Source organism: Qingrenia yutianensis, assembly GCF_014385105.1.
In the GTDB taxonomy this organism is placed as follows: Bacteria; Bacillota; Clostridia; order UMGS1810; family UMGS1810; genus Qingrenia; species Qingrenia yutianensis.
The window spans coordinates 1-16,844 of the sequence record NZ_JACRTE010000025.1 but is presented as its reverse complement, the minus strand read 5'-3'; the positions used below and the strand labels follow the sequence as shown (position 1 = coordinate 16,844).

The 16,844-nt window shown below is 42.8% G+C and carries 13 protein-coding genes; 11 read left to right on the top strand and 2 right to left on the bottom strand.

From position 1 onward, the window contains the following. Window positions 1-291: 291 nt before the first annotated feature. Complete coding sequence (locus tag H8706_RS11045) at window positions 292-3,093, bottom strand: UPF0182 family protein (protein ID WP_262432667.1); 2,802 nt, start codon at window positions 3,091-3,093, stop codon at window positions 292-294. A gap of 141 nt (window positions 3,094-3,234) precedes the next feature. Here H8706_RS11045 and H8706_RS11040 point away from each other — a divergent pair, with 141 nt between their 5' ends. The 8 genes from H8706_RS11040 (at window position 3,235) to H8706_RS11005 (ending at window position 12,014) form a co-directional block, all read left to right on the top strand. Beyond that, window positions 3,235-3,642, top strand: a complete 408-nt coding sequence (locus tag H8706_RS11040) for a BofC C-terminal domain-containing protein (protein ID WP_178347330.1) — start codon at window positions 3,235-3,237, stop codon at window positions 3,640-3,642. 55 nt (window positions 3,643-3,697) lie between these two features. After that, window positions 3,698-4,927 (top strand): 6-phosphofructokinase, encoded by a 1,230-nt coding sequence (locus H8706_RS11035; protein ID WP_262432666.1) that lies wholly within the window; start codon window positions 3,698-3,700, stop codon window positions 4,925-4,927. 17 nt (window positions 4,928-4,944) lie between these two features. Continuing rightward, window positions 4,945-5,661 (top strand): AzlC family ABC transporter permease, encoded by a 717-nt coding sequence (locus H8706_RS11030; RefSeq protein ID WP_262432665.1) that lies wholly within the window; start codon window positions 4,945-4,947, stop codon window positions 5,659-5,661. Further along, window positions 5,658-5,984, top strand: coding sequence for a branched-chain amino acid transporter permease (locus H8706_RS11025; protein ID WP_178347327.1), 327 nt, complete (start codon window positions 5,658-5,660; stop codon window positions 5,982-5,984). Before H8706_RS11030 ends, H8706_RS11025 begins: the two co-directional genes overlap by 4 nt. A 27-nt stretch (window positions 5,985-6,011) precedes the next feature. Further along, on the top strand, window positions 6,012-6,938 hold the full coding sequence (locus H8706_RS11020) for a stalk domain-containing protein (RefSeq protein WP_262432664.1): 927 nt from the start codon (window positions 6,012-6,014) through the stop codon (window positions 6,936-6,938). A gap of 151 nt (window positions 6,939-7,089) precedes the next feature. Beyond that, window positions 7,090-9,321: a formate C-acetyltransferase gene (gene pflB, locus H8706_RS11015; protein ID WP_262432663.1), complete on the top strand. Its 2,232-nt coding sequence runs from the start codon at window positions 7,090-7,092 to the stop codon at window positions 9,319-9,321. Then, on the top strand, window positions 9,321-10,037 hold the full coding sequence (gene pflA / locus H8706_RS11010) for a pyruvate formate-lyase-activating protein (protein ID WP_262432662.1): 717 nt from the start codon (window positions 9,321-9,323) through the stop codon (window positions 10,035-10,037). Before pflB ends, pflA begins: the two co-directional genes overlap by 1 nt. A 246-nt stretch (window positions 10,038-10,283) precedes the next feature. After that, window positions 10,284-12,014, top strand: a complete 1,731-nt coding sequence (locus tag H8706_RS11005; protein ID WP_262432661.1) for an ammonium transporter — start codon at window positions 10,284-10,286, stop codon at window positions 12,012-12,014. Between the two features lie 559 nt (window positions 12,015-12,573). On the opposite strand, the gene H8706_RS11000 is transcribed toward H8706_RS11005, so the two are convergent. Beyond that, a complete protein-coding gene (locus H8706_RS11000) occupies window positions 12,574-14,760 on the bottom strand; it encodes an SH3 domain-containing protein (protein WP_262432660.1) in 2,187 nt (728 codons plus the stop codon). Window positions 14,761-15,653: 893 nt separating this feature from the next. Here H8706_RS11000 and H8706_RS10995 point away from each other — a divergent pair. The 3 genes from H8706_RS10995 to H8706_RS10985 all read left to right on the top strand — a co-directional run bounded on the left by H8706_RS10995 (window position 15,654) and on the right by H8706_RS10985 (window position 16,776). Continuing rightward, a complete protein-coding gene (locus H8706_RS10995; RefSeq protein ID WP_449421277.1) occupies window positions 15,654-15,800 on the top strand; it encodes a sporulation transcriptional regulator SpoIIID in 147 nt (48 codons plus the stop codon). Between the two features lie 282 nt (window positions 15,801-16,082). Beyond that, complete coding sequence (locus tag H8706_RS10990) at window positions 16,083-16,460, top strand: TnpV protein (protein WP_262432659.1); 378 nt, start codon at window positions 16,083-16,085, stop codon at window positions 16,458-16,460. 127 nt (window positions 16,461-16,587) lie between these two features. Continuing rightward, the gene (locus H8706_RS10985) at window positions 16,588-16,776 is read left to right on the top strand and encodes a TnpV protein (protein ID WP_262432658.1); all 189 of its coding nucleotides are present in this window, start codon (window positions 16,588-16,590) and stop codon (window positions 16,774-16,776) included. Window positions 16,777-16,844 lie beyond the last annotated feature (68 nt).

The window sequence follows — 16,844 nt, the reverse complement described above, 5'->3', positions numbered from 1 at the left end:
ACAAGCTTTGCTCGTTCCGACTTTTTTATTTCATAAAAAATCAGTCACCCGCTCCGCTGTCCCTCCTTTTCCGAAAAAATGCTCGCTCGGTTCGCCTATTCGCTTGCAAGCGCGCTCATTTACGGCTCGCAGTCGCTAACACCTTTTTTCGGGGTGTTCTACATCGGCAAATATAAATTTGGTTAGCTTTGTTATTTTCGGACAAGCTTTGCTTGTTCTGACTTTTTTATTTCATAAAAAATCAGTCGCACTATTTTAAGCCCTTCTTAAAACAAAGAAGGGCTTAAATATTTACTCTGTTACATTTTCCGAATTATCCTGTTCTGCGGTATTATCGGTTTGGTTTGTATCGGACGCAGATGTATTGCCGCTGTAGCTTTCAAGTTCGCCGATATTTTTCGACAGCGCCGCCATTTTCTCGCCGAACGCAACCCAGTTTCCGTCCTTGCTCGCAACGCTCAATGCGTCGTAATTTTCGACAAGGCGCGCTATAATCGCGTTCAACGCGTCATCAGAAACATTATAATTTACACCGTTCGGGCCGTTTTGCAGTTCGGCAACATCACTCGGAATGTTAAACACCGCACTCAAACAATCGCCGAGATTATCCTCCATAACAACCTTATCGTCATATGCGAGGATAACCTTTTTAAGCTCGGGAATACTGCTTTCCGCGCTTGATGATGTGATATATATAGGCTCAATATAAAGGAGCGAATTCTTAATCGGCACAACGAGCGTGTTTCCGCGTATCACATTTGAACCGCCCTGACTCCAAAGCGTAAGCTCCTTTGAAATGGTCGGGTCGTTGTCGATACGCGACTCAATCTGCTGTGTTCCGTATATATTTTTGCCCTTGGGGAAACGGTAGCACACCATTTGCCCGTAGTTTTCGTAATCACAGCTTGCCGCCAGCCACGACGTCATATTTTCCTTGCCGTTCAAGGTATACGGTATCATAACCACAAAATTGCAGTCGCTTTCGGGAAATTCGTCTATCTTCAAAAGATTGTAATACGGCGCTATGCTTTTGGACTCATTTATATATTTTTCGGTCGCGAAAACCCATTCGTCCGAACGGTTATAGAACGAATCCTCACTTTCAACATGATATTTTCCGTAAACCTGCGACTGAATTTTGAAAAGATATTCGGGATAAACGATATGCTCCTTCAAATCCGCCGGAAATTCCTCGTCGAGAATAACGCCGGGGTAAATGTCCATATAGCACTGTATAATCGGGTCGGTTCTGTCCATAAGGTAGACGCTGACATCGCCGTTATATGCGTCCACAACGGCCTTAACAGAGTTGCGGATATAATTTATTCCGTTGCAGCTCTGCGAATAGGGATAGTATTCCGACGTTGTGTAACCGTCCAAAATCCATTTTAAATTTCCGTTTCCGTCCACCACAAGATACGGGTCGGAATCGAACGTTAAAAACGGCACCGCTTTGCGCACTCTGTCCGCAACATTGCGGTTGATAAGAATTTTACTGTCGCTTGTGATATAATTTGACACCAAAATATGATAGTCGAATTTATCCAGCGCAAAAATCACTTTATTTAAAAATCCGAGCTTTAAACCGCCGTTTCCGTCATATTGAAATTCTTTGTCCGACGCACCCTCAAGATAGTCGATTTCCTTTATCGCCGTGTTAACAACCGCATAATCGTCTTTGTCCGCGGTTTCGCCGTAATAAACCCTCGGCTGTTTGATTTTGGGCGCGCCGTTTTTTGAAACGGGCGGAATGTTGCTCACCAAAAATTCGGGCTGTCCCTCGCTCGTCACGCGGTTTAACGGGCTCATAACCGCGCCGAAACCATGGGTATATCTGAAAATTCTGTTTGTATAGTTCTGATTGCTCTCCTTAAGCTTGCTCTGGCTTATTTCGCGCGGTGCGGTCATAACAAGCGTGGGAGTGCCGTTTATATCGTATTTTGTGATGTCAATATCGAAAAACGTGTAAAAATCCCTTATTCCCTGAAGCGCATTGTACGCGGTGAGCGTAGAGCCGAAATCGGTAATGCGGACGTTGTTTAAAACCTCTTTGTTTTCCTCAATATCCTGCGCGGTAAGGTTATTGTCCGCCGAAAATTCAGCGGTGATAACGTCTTTTATGTTATATGCCTGTTTTGTAAATTCAAGGTTATACGAAAGATACGGTTTTTCCTTTGTATATTCGTTGGGGTCAACGACAAATTTCTGAACGTAGAACGACACAAGCGACACCGCAATAATCGTCACGGGATAAACGGCAACGGTGAAAATCATCGGCTTGTATTTCGCCTTTAAAAGAAAAACAATCGCGAGCGCAACAATGGTCAAAAGCAGATACGGCGCGATTTTGTAAAAATTAAACCAAACGTAAATATCGGTATATCCCGCGCCCGAAACGCCGGCAAATTCGGAATACAAAATCTCCTGTGACTTAAACTTATAGGTAAACGCTTTGAGCGTAAAATAAATTACAACGTTGACAATATTGTGAATAACCGTCGCTTTGTCCTTTGCAAGACAGCGCAAATCCATAGTTTCGTTCACCGAAAAATTGACCGCATAAATGGCAAAACAGTATATTGTAACCACAAGCCATACCGACAAAACACTGTTTACCAGCGACGCAAGAAACGGTCGGGTAAATATGTAATACCCGATGTCTTTGCCGAAAAACGGATCAAGTATGCCGAACTCCTTGCTGTGCGCAAAAAGAAGGTACGTTTCGTATATCGTTTCGCTGACGTACGCACTTGCGAAAATCGAAAGTATGACGCTTAACACAATTTTCACCCATGTGCTTTTGAGCCACTTTGACAAAATCCCGTCAATGGGACGGCTGATTTTGTCCACCGCAAATGTAGACGCATAAAAAAGCACAAAAATCAGCAGAAAGCTTGCTATATGCGCAATGGCTTTTACGCCCAGATTGGTGAAAAACACGCTGACGTATTTAGCGCCGATTTCAAGAAGCGAAAGGTATTTTACATAAAGCGAAAACGCGAAAACCGCCGCAGCTATGAGAGCAATTACGATAATTGCAATAATACTGCTCTTTTTCGCTCCTTTGTTAATTTCAAAATTATTTTCAAACATAAACTGTCCCCCAAAAGTACATATAGCGGTAGTATAACATAATTTTGCTTATTTTTCAATCCTTTTATGCCGATTATTATGTATATTTTTAAATTTTATGCAAAAAATATCAATAAAAACAATATTTTAAGAGGGATTTTTATGAATAAAAAACTTTATTATACCATTTGCTCGTCGGTGATAGGCGTATTTTTAATTGTGTGGCTTGCGCTTTTTGCATATTTTTCCGTAAGGACAAGCCCCAAACTTCCGCAAAACACAAAAACATCGCAATCGGAAAACACAAATGCGGTCAAAAGCGAAAAACCGAAAGCGGAAAATATTTCGTCCGTGAAAAACGCAGACGAAATCGAGGCTTACTATCTTATTTTATGCGAAAACGGCGCGCTTAATGTGTATGAAGTGAAAAACGGGGAGCAAAATTTTTTGGAAACGCTTGATATAAATGTGTCGCAGATGATAAAGACCGACCGCGAGGAATTTATGCGCGGTGTGAGGGTAAATTCAAAAATCGAGCTTGCGCACATAATTGAGGATTATGCAAGTTGACAAATACCGACAAAAAGTGATATAATATTTGCATCTATATTTTGGAGGGTTTACAGTGACAAAAGCCAACGCAGTTATAGGTCAGTCGGGCGGTCCGACTTGCGCCATCAACGCAACTCTTGCAGGCGTTATCGACGCACTGCTCAAATCGAAAAAAATCAGCAAAATTTTCGGCACGGTAAACGGAATTAACGGCATTTTAAGCGGAAATCTAAAAGAGCTTAACAAAATTTTCGAGAACAAAGAAAATTTATCGCTTTTAAAAAACACGCCGTCGTCGTATCTCGGTTCATGCCGTTTTAAGCTTCCCGAATTTGAAGAAAATTCGGAAATTTACGAGGACATTTTCGCCTCACTCAAAAAGCATAACATAAAATATTTTTTCTATATCGGCGGAAACGACTCTATGGATACCGTTATGAAACTTAACGCGTATGCAAAAAAGTTTGACAAGGGCGTAACCGTTATGGGAATACCAAAAACCATTGACAACGACCTGTTCGGCACAGACCACTGCCCCGGTTTCGGCAGTGCGGCAAAATACGTTGCCGCATCGGTTGCGGAAATCGCGCGCGACGCATACTGCTATTTTGTGGACAGCGTTACAATAGTTGAAATTATGGGCAGAAACGCAGGCTTTCTCACCGCGGCGTCCGCGCTTGCGAGAAGTGAAAACCTATGCGCGCCCGACCTTATATATCTTCCCGAGCACCAGTTTGACGTAAACGAATTTTTAAGCGACGTCAAAGACAAAATCAAAAAGCACAAAAATGTTATCGTCGCGGTGTCGGAGGGAATTAAAAACAAGGACGGAGTTTATGTTGCCGCCGCGTCCGATGTTTTGCAGAACGACAAATTCGGTCACGCCCAGCTCGGCGGTGCGGCAAAAACGCTTGAAAATATTGTTAAAACCGAAATCGGCTGTAAATGCAGAAGCGTTGAAATAAACGTTCTCCAGCGCGCCGCGTCGCATTTTGCGTCCAAAACCGACCTTGCGGAGTCGTTCAAAATAGGCAAAACCGCGGTTTCATACGCACTGCGCGGTGTAAGCGGTGAAATGATGATTTTTGAGCGCGAAAACGGCGAAAACTACAAAATCAAAATTTCGTCAATGGACATAAACCTTATTGCAAACAAGGAAAAAACACTCCCCGAAAACTTTATAAACGCGCGCGGAAACGACGTTACAAAAGCATTTATAAACTACGCGCGTCCGCTTATTTTGGGCGAGGAAAAAATCAAAACAAAGGACGGAATACCTGTTCATCTTGTGTTAAAAAGATAACAATTCAGGTGATACATATGGCACATACAAAGTTCAAGGACATCAAAAAAGCTTTTAAATCCGCATTTCCGCACACCATTCCCATTCTTGCAGGGTTTTTGTTCCTCGGATTTGCATACGGAGTTTTAATGAACGTTTCGGGATTTAGCTTTGTCTATCCCCTGCTTATGAGCATAACCATTCTTGCAGGCTCGATGGAATTTGTCGCGGTAAACATTCTGCTCGGCGCGTTCAATCCCGTTCAGACGTTTCTTCTCACGCTGATGATAAACGCGCGCCACTTGTTTTACGGACTTTCAATGCTTGACAAATTTAAAAACACAGGTTTAAAAAAACTTTATCTTATCTTCGGAATGTGCGACGAAACCTTTTCGATAAATTTCACCGCGCTTATTCCGAACGGCATTGACAAAGGCTGGTTTATGTTTTTTGTCACGCTCCTAAACCACCTTTACTGGGTTACAGGCTCGGTGCTCGGCGGAATTTTAGGCTCGTTTATCACCTTTGACACCGACGGCATAAGCTTTGTTATGACATCAATGTTCGCGGTGATTTTCCTCGAACAGTTCTTAAACGAGAAAAATCATCTTCCGTCGTACGCGGGACTTGCGATTTCCGCATTGTGCCTTTTGATTTTCGGCGCGGATAATTTCATCATTCCGTCAATGGCGGCAATACTTGCAATACTCACATTTTTGCGAAATCACATCGAAAAAGGCGGTGACGCACAGTGACATTAACACAAAAAATTATCACCGTTGCGCTTATTGTTCTCGGCACGGCGCTCACGCGTTTTCTGCCGTTTATGCTGTTTCCGGCAGGCAAGGAAACCCCGAAATACATAAAATATCTCGGCAGTGTTTTGCCGAGTGCGGTTTTCGGTCTTTTGCTGGTTTACAGCCTTAAAAACATCAGTTTTATAAGCGGTTCGCACGGCATACCCGAAATGATTGCGGTTGCGTTTACCGCGGTTTTGCACCTTTGGAAAAGACAAATGCTTATTTCCATCGCCGGCGGAACGATTTTGTATATGATACTTATTCAGTTTGTATTTTAAAATTTTATATATAAAGGAGAGCTTATTATGAAAAAAATACTGGCAGTTTTAATCTCGGCAATGATGCTTGTAAACATCGGCTTTACGGCGTTTGCTGACGGCGGCGAGGTACCGTCCGATACAGCGTCAAGCAAGAGCGAAACAGCGAAAGAGGAAACATCAAAAGAAGAAACAAAAAAAGAAGATACCTCGAAAGACGAAACAAAAGACGACACAAAAACAGAGGATACAACATCATCAAAAGATGAAACAGACGCAAAATCGGACGGCGAAAAAGCCGATACCGACAAAAAGTCCGACGGAACAACCGAAAGCACCGATAAAGACACATCGAAATCGGACAAGGACACAGAAACAAAAGAAAATGTGAAAGAAACTGATAAAAACACCGAAAAAGACACGGAAAAGGTAACCGAAAAAGATACAAATTCGGACAGCGAAGATTTGTCGGAGATTATCAAAGACGCTTTAAAAGGCGTAAAAACCGACATCAAAACATATTTAAAAGACGTAAAAGCGCTCTTTAAAACAAAAGCCGAAACAGAACGCAAGAAATTTTTGAAAGCCATTGCGGAAATTAAAAAAGCGCTCGGCGACATCTCAATCGACACGGTTATCAACGGTGATTTCGTTGATTTCGACAAATACGACGGCATCAAACCGTTCACCAAAAACGGAAGAACGCTCGCTCCTATCCGTGCGGTATCCGAAACGTTCGGCGCATCGGTTGAATGGAACGAAAACGACCAAAGTGTGACAATCACCAAAGGCGGCACGGTTATAAAAATGACAGTCGGAAGCGTTGAGGCAGAGGTAAACGGCGAGAAAATCACACTTGACACAGCTCCCGAATTTTCGAGCGAACGCACGGTTGTTCCCGTAAGATTCATTGCCGAAAGCTTTGGTTTAAACGTTGACTGGGACGAGGAAAGCGGTACGGTAATAATCGAGTAGTTAGTTTTGTCTAACCATAACAAGCCGAAGTTTTTTCGGCTTGTTTTTTTGTATAATTTTACTAAATATAGTTTTTGCCGTTGACAGACAACACAATATATTGTATTATTATGACATACTTTTACAAAATTCGCACCAAAAGGAGAGAATTATGACACATCAAAATCATCAGGGATTTGCCGGCGGTAACTGGGAAAAAGAAATTGACGTCCGCGGCTTTATCCAAAAAAACTACAAAGAATACACAGGTGACGCAAGCTTTTTGAGCGGTGCAACAGAGCGCACAAACAAGCTTATGCAAAAGCTCAACGCGCTTTTTGAAGAGGAACGCGCAAAAGGCGGTGTTTTGGACATCGACACCGAAACAGTGTCGTCGCTTGTGACATATAAACCGGGTTATCTTGACAAAGATAACGAAATTATCGTCGGCATGCAGACCGACGCGCCCTTAAAACGCGGCGTAAACCCGTTCGGCGGTATCAGAATGGCGCGTCAGGCGTGCCTTGCGTACGGCTATAAATTAAGCGACAAAATCGAGGACGAATTCCGCTACAAAACAACGCACAACGACGGTGTTTTCAGAGCATACACCGAAGAAATGCGCCTTGCAAGAAGAAGCCACATCATCACAGGACTTCCCGATGCATACGGCAGAGGCAGGATTATCGGCGACTACCGCCGTGTTGCGCTCTACGGCATCGACCGCATTATCGCGCAGAAAGAAAGCGACAAAAAATCGCTTGAGGGCAAGAATTTTAACGCGGACACAATCCGTCTTGACGAGGAGCTTTTCCGTCAGATAAGCTTTCTTAAAATGATGAAAGAAATGGCACAGCTTTACGGTTACGACATCAGCGAGCCCGCAAAAGATACGCGCGAGGCGGTTCAGTGGACGTATTTTGCATATCTTGCGGCAATTAAGGAGCAGAACGGCGCGGCTATGTCGCTGGGCAGAGTGAGCACATTTTTTGATATTTACATTGAGCGCGACATAAAAAACGGCGTTTTGACCGAGGAGGGCGCGCAGGAAATCATCGACGATTTTGTTATGAAACTCCGAATTGCCAGACATCTGCGCACCCCCGAATACAACGAGCTTTTCGGCGGCGACCCGATGTGGATTACCGAAAGCGTCGGCGGTATGGGCGAGGACGGCAGAACACTGGTAACGAAAAACAGCTTCCGTATGCTCAACACACTTTACACTCTCGGTTCATCTCCCGAACCCAACCTTACCGTTTTGTGGTCGGCAAAGCTCCCCGAAGGATTTAAAAAATTCTGCGCAAAGGTATCGTGCGATACCGACTCAATTCAGTATGAAAACGACGACGTTATGCGCCCTATTTACGGTGACGATTACGCTATTGCGTGCTGTGTTTCGGCTATGAAAATCGGCAAACAAATGCAGTTTTTCGGTGCAAGATGCAATCTTCCCAAACTTTTGCTTTTGGCGCTCAACGGCGGATATGAAACCGCAAGCGGAATACACATCGGACCGCAGAACGACGTTATTGACGGCGATGTTCTCGACTACGAAAAGGTTGCAAAACGTTTCGACGAATATTCAAGCTGGCTTGCAAGCCTTTATGTAAATACAATGAACATCATTCATTATATGCACGACAAATATGCTTACGAAAAATCGCAGATGGCGCTCCACGACACCGACGTTCACAGATTTATGGCGTTCGGTGTTGCAGGACTTTCGGTTATTGCCGACTCTCTTTCCGCGATAAAATACGCGTCCGTTAAGCCCATACGCGACGAAAACGGCTATATTGTAGATTTTGAAATAACAGGCGAATTTCCGAAATTCGGCAACGACGACGACAGAGTTGACCTTATTGCCAAGAAAATAACCCATATGATGATAGAAAAACTCCGCAAAACTCCGACATACAGAAACGCGGAACACACTCTTTCGGTGCTCACCATTACGTCGAACGTTATGTACGGCAAGCACACACAGGCAACACCCGACGGCAGAAAAGCCGGAGAACCGTTTGCACCGGGCGCAAACCCGATGCACAACCGCGAGGAAAACGGCGCGCTTGCGTCGCTCAACTCGGTTGCAAAGCTTTCGTATGACGACTGCCGTGACGGTATTTCAAATACGTTCTCCATCACTCCCGACACGCTCGGCAGAGATGAAAACGAGCGCGTAAACAACCTTGTTTCGGTTCTTGACGGATATTTTGCGAAAAAGGCACATCACATAAACGTTAACGTTTTAAACCGCGAAACACTTATCGAGGCTTACAACGACCCGACGGCATATCCTAACCTCACAATCCGTGTATCGGGCTATGCGGTTAACTTCCACAAGCTTTCAAAAGAACAGCAGCGCGAGGTTATAAGCCGTACCTTCCACGAGGCAATGTGATGAACGGCGAAGTTTTCGGAAAAATAAGCTCATTTCAAACGCTGGGGACGCTCGACGGTCCCGGCGTGCGTTTTGTGATTTTTATGCAAGGGTGTCCTTTGCGGTGCGCGTGCTGCCACAATCCCGAAACGTGGGATTTAAACAGCGGAAAAAGCTTTTCGGCAAGTGAGATTTTCGCAAAAATCACGCGGTATAAAGAATATTTTTCGCAAAACGGCGGTGTGACGATTTCGGGCGGAGAACCGCTTGTTCAGCCTGAATTTTGCACCGAAATTTTCAAAAAATGCAAGGAAAACGGCATACACACCTGCCTTGACACAAGCGGTTTTGCGTTAAGCGAAAAAATAAAAACAGTGCTGGAACACACCGACTACTGTATGCTTGACATAAAATATACCTCCGGCGCGGACTACAAAAAATACGTCGGGTGCGAATATTCATCTCCCCTCGCCTTTCTTGATTACCTTGACGAAAAAGGCATTGCAACGCGCCTGCGCCAAGTGATAATAAAGGGTCTTAACGACAGTGAGGAAAGCGTTTTACGGCTGAAAAGCATTGCGGACGGTCATAAATGCGTGGAAGAAATTGAACTTTTGCCGTTTCGTAAGCTATGCGCAAGCAAATATGACAAGCTTAACATCACCTTTCCGCTCGCCGATTTTTGCGAAACGGGCGCGGAGGATATAGAAAATTTAAACAAATTGCTCAAAAATTAAGCCGTAAAAAATTAAAATTTCAAAAATATTTTCTAAAAATCGGGAGTATTTTACATTTTTTCAAAAAAAGTATTGACATCAAAAAAAGTGCGTGCTATAATAGGCACATAAAGTAGCAAAGGCGCTGCGGATTATAAAGTCCGCGGCGCTTTTTTTATTTCGGTAAAGGTCGCGTCTTTACCGCCAAAAACCTCGGGGTGTAAACTATTTTAAGCCGTAACACGGCAGTAAGGGGAGGTCATTTATATGACAAGCGCAATAGCAGAATTTGTGACAAGCAACATCTTCGGCGTCTGGTTTCTCATAGGAGCGGCGCTGGTATTTTGGATGCAGGCAGGATTTGCAATGGTTGAAACAGGATTTACCAGAGCGAAAAACGCCGGCAACATCATTATGAAAAACCTTATGGACTTTTGTATAGGCACAGTGGTATTCATCATCATAGGTTTCGGTCTTTTCCTCGGCGAGGACCTTGTAGGCTTAATCGGCAAACCCGGCTTTGACATTTTCACCGCATATGATAAATTCGACTGGTCGGCATTTGTATTCAACCTCGTTTTCTGCGCAACGGCGGCAACAATCGTTTCCGGTGCAATGGCAGAAAGAACAAAATTCCTTTCATACTGTATTTATTCGGCAGTAATTTCGGCGGTCATCTACCCCGTTGAGGCTCACTGGATTTGGGGCGGCGGCTGGCTTGTTAAAATAGGTTTCCACGACTTTGCAGGTTCGTGCGCAATACATATGGTAGGCGGTATTTCCGCAATAATCGGTGCAAAAATTCTCGGACCGAGAATTGGAAAATTTGTTAAAGACAAAAACGGCAAGGTTACAAAAGTTAACGCATTTCCCAGTCACAACCTTACAATCGGCGCACTCGGCGTATTCATTCTGTGGCTCGGCTGGTACGGCTTCAACGGTGCGGCGGCTACAAGCATTGAACAGTTAGGCTCAATTTTCGTAACAACAACAATCGCTCCTGCTATCGCAACTGTTGTATGTATGATTTTCACTTGGATAAAATACGGCAAACCCGATGTTTCAATGTGTCTTAACGCATCGCTCGCAGGACTCGTTGCAATCACGGCAGGCTGTGACGTAACCGACGCTTTGGGTTCTATCATTATCGGCGCGGTTGCAGGCGTACTCGTTGTATTCGGTGTATGGTTCCTTGATTACAAACTTCATATCGACGACCCCGTCGGTGCGGTTGCGGTTCATATGTTTAACGGCATCTGGGGTACAATCGCGGTAGGACTTTTCGCAACAACCACAGCGCCCGGCTCTGAATTTTGCGGTCTTTTCTACGGCGGCGGATTTAAACTTCTCGGTCTGCAGCTTCTCGGTGTTTTGTCGGTCGGCGCGTGGACTGCGATTACAATCACAATCACATTCTTTGTTATAAAAGCAACTGTCGGCTTGAGAGTTTCGGAGGAAGAAGAAATCACAGGTCTTGACGCAACAGAGCACGGACTTCCCAGCGCATATGCAGACTTTATGCCTGCAATCGACAGTTACGGCGCGGACGTTGACATTCCCGTAACAGGCAGTGCAAGCATTGACGATTCTGTCCCCGTCGTGCTTAAGAGCGACAGCGGTTCAAAGGCAATCGGCAGTGACGTTAAAATGACAAAAATTGAAATTCTTATGAAACAAGACAGGTTTGAAAAACTCAAAGCGGCTATGATGAGCATAGGTATCACAGGTATGACGGTAACACACGTTCTCGGCTGCGGAGTTCAGAAAGGCAAACCCGAATATTACAGAGGTGTTATCAGCGAGGCTACGCTTTTGCCGAAAGTTCAGGTTGAAATCGTAGTTTGCAAAGTTCCTGTTAAAACGGTTATCGAAACCGCTAAAAAAGTGCTTTACACAGGTCACATCGGCGACGGTAAAATCTTTGTATACGACGTTGAAAACGTTGTCAAAGTAAGAACCGGCGAAGAGGGCTACGACGCACTTCAGGACGTTGAATAAGCTTATTCCCTTCTCTTTATAAATGCGCGAAAGGCAATACTCCTTGTGTAAATGTCAAAATAAATTCATTCCCTTCTCCCTTTCGCGCATAAATATGTTAGTATACAAAAGGCGCCCGAAATTGACGTTTGCCGATAAAATGGTTTATGTCAAACAATGGTGAACGAAAACACGCATATCACTAAAAAGCGGTATGCGTGTTTTCGTTTTAATGCGTTATTTATATTTTCAATTAAAGACCCGTCGCAAACTCGTCAATTAAATATTTGCCATTCTGCTGTTTTAACTTCAATAAGCAATGTCATAATAAATTCCCTTCCCGCCTCCGTTAAACCGACGATAAAGCTCGGAGAAAAAGACGCAACCTGCACTCTTTATCTCCGGAGAACTCGGAGCAAACATAGAATGACGGCAGGACGGACAGAAAGTTATTATTGCAAAACCTGCGGAAAAATAAATAAGAGTTACAGCTCAAATAAAAAAGCCGATATGAAGTTTCAAGATTTCCAAACTTCATATCGGCTAAAATTTTTCTTTGTTTTAATGATATATTTAAAAATCAACCCACTATCTCATCAGGATCATCATATGCGGTTCTGGCGGGAATTACCCAAATCATCTGGGTGCTGTTATCCCACTCGACACGGCAATCCAGCGCGTCGGTTATATCACGGAGTTTAAAATAGTTGTTTCCTTCAATATTAAAACAGGTTGCTTTAATCGGCACACCGTCAAGCGTTAAAAATGCCGATGATGAAAGAGCCGTTCTTTCGGCGCCGTCACCCGGCGTTAATTCACCGCCTGCCGATGTGTAATCATAAAAGCTCAACATATCAATAGAATTTGTTGCACCGTCATACTTAATGTCAAAGCTTTTAATAGTTCCGTCAAGGATTTTTGCAATATCTCGGAGCTTAAAGTAGTTATTATCATCAATGTTATATGCTACAGTGTTATATTTGAGACCGTCCAGGCAAACAGTCTGCGTTTTTGCAACAGAGTTTTTGCTGAATCCGTTTCCGGGATAATAGGTAAATATATCGTGCTTATCATCTTCGTGAACCAGATAGCGGATTTCTCCGTCATAGAAAATGGTGTAGATTTTTCCTGTTATAATCCAGGGGTTAATATCCTCCGGATCTAAAATATCATTCATATCCGCGTCACGGTCAAAAGAAAATTCTTCGATACCGTATACGTTTACCCATTCTCTGTCGTGTATTTTATTGATATCACCGTTGTTTGAGCTAACCCACTTATTGTACTCTGTCATCTTATCCATATCAACGTTGATATATCCGTAGCGGAACTCTTTAAGTTTTGCAAGTCCTTCGGCAGAATAGGTCAGCTCACCCCATTCGCCCCAAGGTTGATCAACAGACAGAACGCCGATAGGTGCACCGAGCGCTGCCGTGTCCGCTGCGGACAGGGTCTTGGTGAATTCATCGAGATTGCTTGTCGGAATGTAACATACTTTCGAGTTGAACCAGATTTTTGAATTTGTTCCGTCATAGTCCATTTCGATAACGTCTATTGCCGCACCTTTTTTAACCGAGCCGACAACAGAGGAACCGTCAGAAATATCACAGTCGACAGCCGATATTGCTTTGTACTGTGTTGTCGGTTTTTCGGTGTTTGCAAGCTGCATATTCACATACTTTGCTTCAACATAGTAAAGACCTTTTTTATAGTAAATCTTATAATGTCCGTTCTGCGGAGTTGCATCTACAATCTGAACCGACTGGTTGATTTTAATAACACCCGATTTTACATAATCTTTATCATCGGGAGTGGTTTTAACCATCAAAAGACCGGTTGCCTTACCTACAGCCTCGATTTTCGGAGGCGTCGATACCTGATTGTTAATATCTAAAATATAACAGTTTTGTCTGGGGAAGAAATATACAGCCGGTTTCCAGCTTGTGAAAGCAGTACCGTCCTTCTCACCGCACTGTCTGATTGTACCGCGCGATTCGTCAACACCGCCCTCGCTCCATACAGCAACCCATTTATCGTTATAGGCAACAACCTCAAATTCACTCGTTGTTGTAGCATAAAACGCCGTGTTAGCATTTGATTCCGTTCTGCTCTTTTCGGCAAACGGAGGGTCATACCCTATTACTTTGAGCTCATCAAGCCTTCTGGAATGATAGTTGATCGGCGGATTGCCGGGATAAAACGAGGCTTTTACCGAACCGATTTTTCCCTCATCGCCAATGTGCAAGACAGCCATACCCACAAGAGGCAATGACGCGGGACGGTCGTGTCTTACCCATTCCGTCGGCACTTTAGCATAAAAATTTCTTTCTTTGCCCTCGGTTGTTTTGCTTCCGCCGTATATGTAATCGGACAGAAATGTCATCTCTATTGCGTGCTGATACTTATCGGTATCGGAAGCCGCCCATTGCTTGTTCAGCTCTTTTTCAACAGTTTTGCCGGCACCGAGTATCGGTGTTGTTTCACGAGCCGTCGTATAAGCAAGGATATACCCTACCGTGCCGTCGGAAAGCTGGATTTTATGAAATTTTCGGTTGTCCTCTCCGACTACATAAGCCTCCAAAACCGTCACTCCGGTTCCTTTACTTATCTCGCTTATACCACCCGAATAAGTGGGGTTTTTGGTAACCATTACAGTGCCGTCATAAACAACATAGGCAGTATCGCCCGCCTTTATTTCGTCTGCCGCAAACGCAACGGTACCAAGCAGCATAAATGTGCAAAGCACTGCCGCTAAAATTTTCTTCAACACAACAATTCCTCCTTTTATTTTTGCGTTGATTTATTAGAATTTGTGTATCATAGTAATTATATACCATATTGACGCAATATGCAAGGGGGTTTGAAAAATTTATATGTCTGCCGTACTTGATATAATGTGCATTTGTTGTGATAAGCTCTTCTTTGCCAATATGTAAAAATATTTTTCCTAAAATTTATCAGACTTTTCACTTTTAATCCGCATTGAATTTGCGTATATGTTTTATGAAAAAAAACATACCGTATGTTTGCAAACATTCTAAAATACATACAAAGTTATAGCAGACAACATACATTAAACAAGGCATCGGGCAATTATTGGGCAAATCCTTTGTTCGATGTGCTAACCGTCAACCGGTTTCTTATTCTCAACGACCGGACAACCGAAAAATATACTTGTTTGAAATTCCGAAAAACACTTTTAAAGCGGAAGACCTGGTTAAGAGGTCTTACGTATACAAAATCAACCTGCAGATTATGTATGATGACGATTCGTTTACGGATAAAGAAATTTCAGTTTAACAAATTTTACGGTCAGTCAGTTTAAAAATAACACTCTGTATGTGTATATTTCGTCTGATGCACCGTTTTGCCGTGAAACGGATTGTTATCCAAACAAAAGCAAAAATCTTCGGCAACGGACCGTCGCTGTTTTTCAAAATTTGTTAGCCAACGGCTTATGGATAATTATAGTTGCCGCCGTCACATTTGTTGCTGCTTTTTTAAAAAAAGCGTGGTAACATATACCGAACTCAACAGTATTAACAGCGTTTTGTTTTATGTCATAATCAGCGCGCCTCATTTGTGCACGATGTTTTGTGCATTAAATTTATAAACCTCACATATATTTTATAGCATAAGATATATTGGAGGCGAAGTTCATTGAAGGACTACATATCCGACAGAGTGATTACACTGGCTGAATATATTATTGAAAATAAAGCTACCGTACGATGCGCCGCTAAAAAATTCGGTATTTCCAAATCTACCGTACATACAGTTGTAACAAGACAGAAACTTTTTATATAGAAGTGGCGTAATATTGCGCCTTTCAGAGGTTTTACACAATTCAAAATCTCTCTGTAACAACCGAATAGAAAATGCATAACAGAAAATCCCAAAAACCGCTTAAAATATGGCTTTTGGGATTTTTGTTGTTTCGTTATTGCTACATCTGTATTGGATTTTTAATTGCGTATAGCATTTGTATTTTAGCAGATGTTAAATGACGATAAGGAAGAAAGGTAAAAACGTGTTATACAGCCGGATTGATACGATATTGTAGAAAATTAAAATTTGGAGGATTTTACAATGAAATCAATATTTGAACAGAGCGGCGGAACATACACAAAGGTTGAAGATTACTATATCCCTAACATCACAGTACCCGACACAAAGAAATACAATATCGGTAAGTATGGGAATTTGAGAAAAATATTTTTGAAAGAACATCATAAATCATACTATACAGCTCTTTTTATGGAAGGTAAGCTGTTTGAACACCCTGCAGAAATAGACGAAACCTGTCATAAATGCCTAAAAGATATGGTAACAAAAATGGCAGAACAAGAAGGTGTTACGGAACAGCTAAAAGCAACAGACCAAATGTTGTGGGTGCGGAAAATGAACAGTATTCACAACCGAGCAGAAGCGTTATACTGTAAAGGGTGGTATTCATACCATACCTAAATAAAGTATATGGCTGCGGCTCATTTGTGACAAATTGAAATGTAGTTATATACAGAAAACAAGGACGGTGATATCCAACCAATTAAGCTGTAAAACAATTTTATCACAAACGGAGGTCGAAAACAATATGAAAGACAAAATTACTTATTCAAAATGCGGAGATTACTACCTTCCCGATTTAACGGTATCCGATATAAAGGAATACATAATCGGAAAGTACGGTAACTTACGCAGACAGTTTTTGAAAGAACACCACAAGTCATATTGTGCCCTCCCAGCAAAAGTGGACACAAAAAAGCTTCAAAAAACGAAATGAATCGCAGTATTTCGTTAATTTACTAAAACCGACCGCATTTATTCCGCGGTTTGCTTGACAACGAGCCT

Coding starts and splice junctions, on each gene's coding strand:
- pflB (WP_262432663.1), top strand. CDS start 7,090: ATGACACATCAAAATCATCAGGGATTTGCCGGCGGTAACTGGGAAAAA.
- H8706_RS10990 (WP_262432659.1), top strand. CDS start 16,083: ATGAAATCAATATTTGAACAGAGCGGCGGAACATACACAAAGGTTGAA.
- H8706_RS11040 (WP_178347330.1), top strand. CDS start 3,235: ATGAATAAAAAACTTTATTATACCATTTGCTCGTCGGTGATAGGCGTA.
- H8706_RS11030 (WP_262432665.1), top strand. CDS start 4,945: ATGGCACATACAAAGTTCAAGGACATCAAAAAAGCTTTTAAATCCGCA.
- pflA (WP_262432662.1), top strand. CDS start 9,321: ATGAACGGCGAAGTTTTCGGAAAAATAAGCTCATTTCAAACGCTGGGG.
- H8706_RS11045 (WP_262432667.1), bottom strand. CDS start 3,093: ATGTTTGAAAATAATTTTGAAATTAACAAAGGAGCGAAAAAGAGCAGT.
- H8706_RS11005 (WP_262432661.1), top strand. CDS start 10,284: ATGACAAGCGCAATAGCAGAATTTGTGACAAGCAACATCTTCGGCGTC.
- H8706_RS11020 (WP_262432664.1), top strand. CDS start 6,012: ATGAAAAAAATACTGGCAGTTTTAATCTCGGCAATGATGCTTGTAAAC.
- H8706_RS10985 (WP_262432658.1), top strand. CDS start 16,588: ATGAAAGACAAAATTACTTATTCAAAATGCGGAGATTACTACCTTCCC.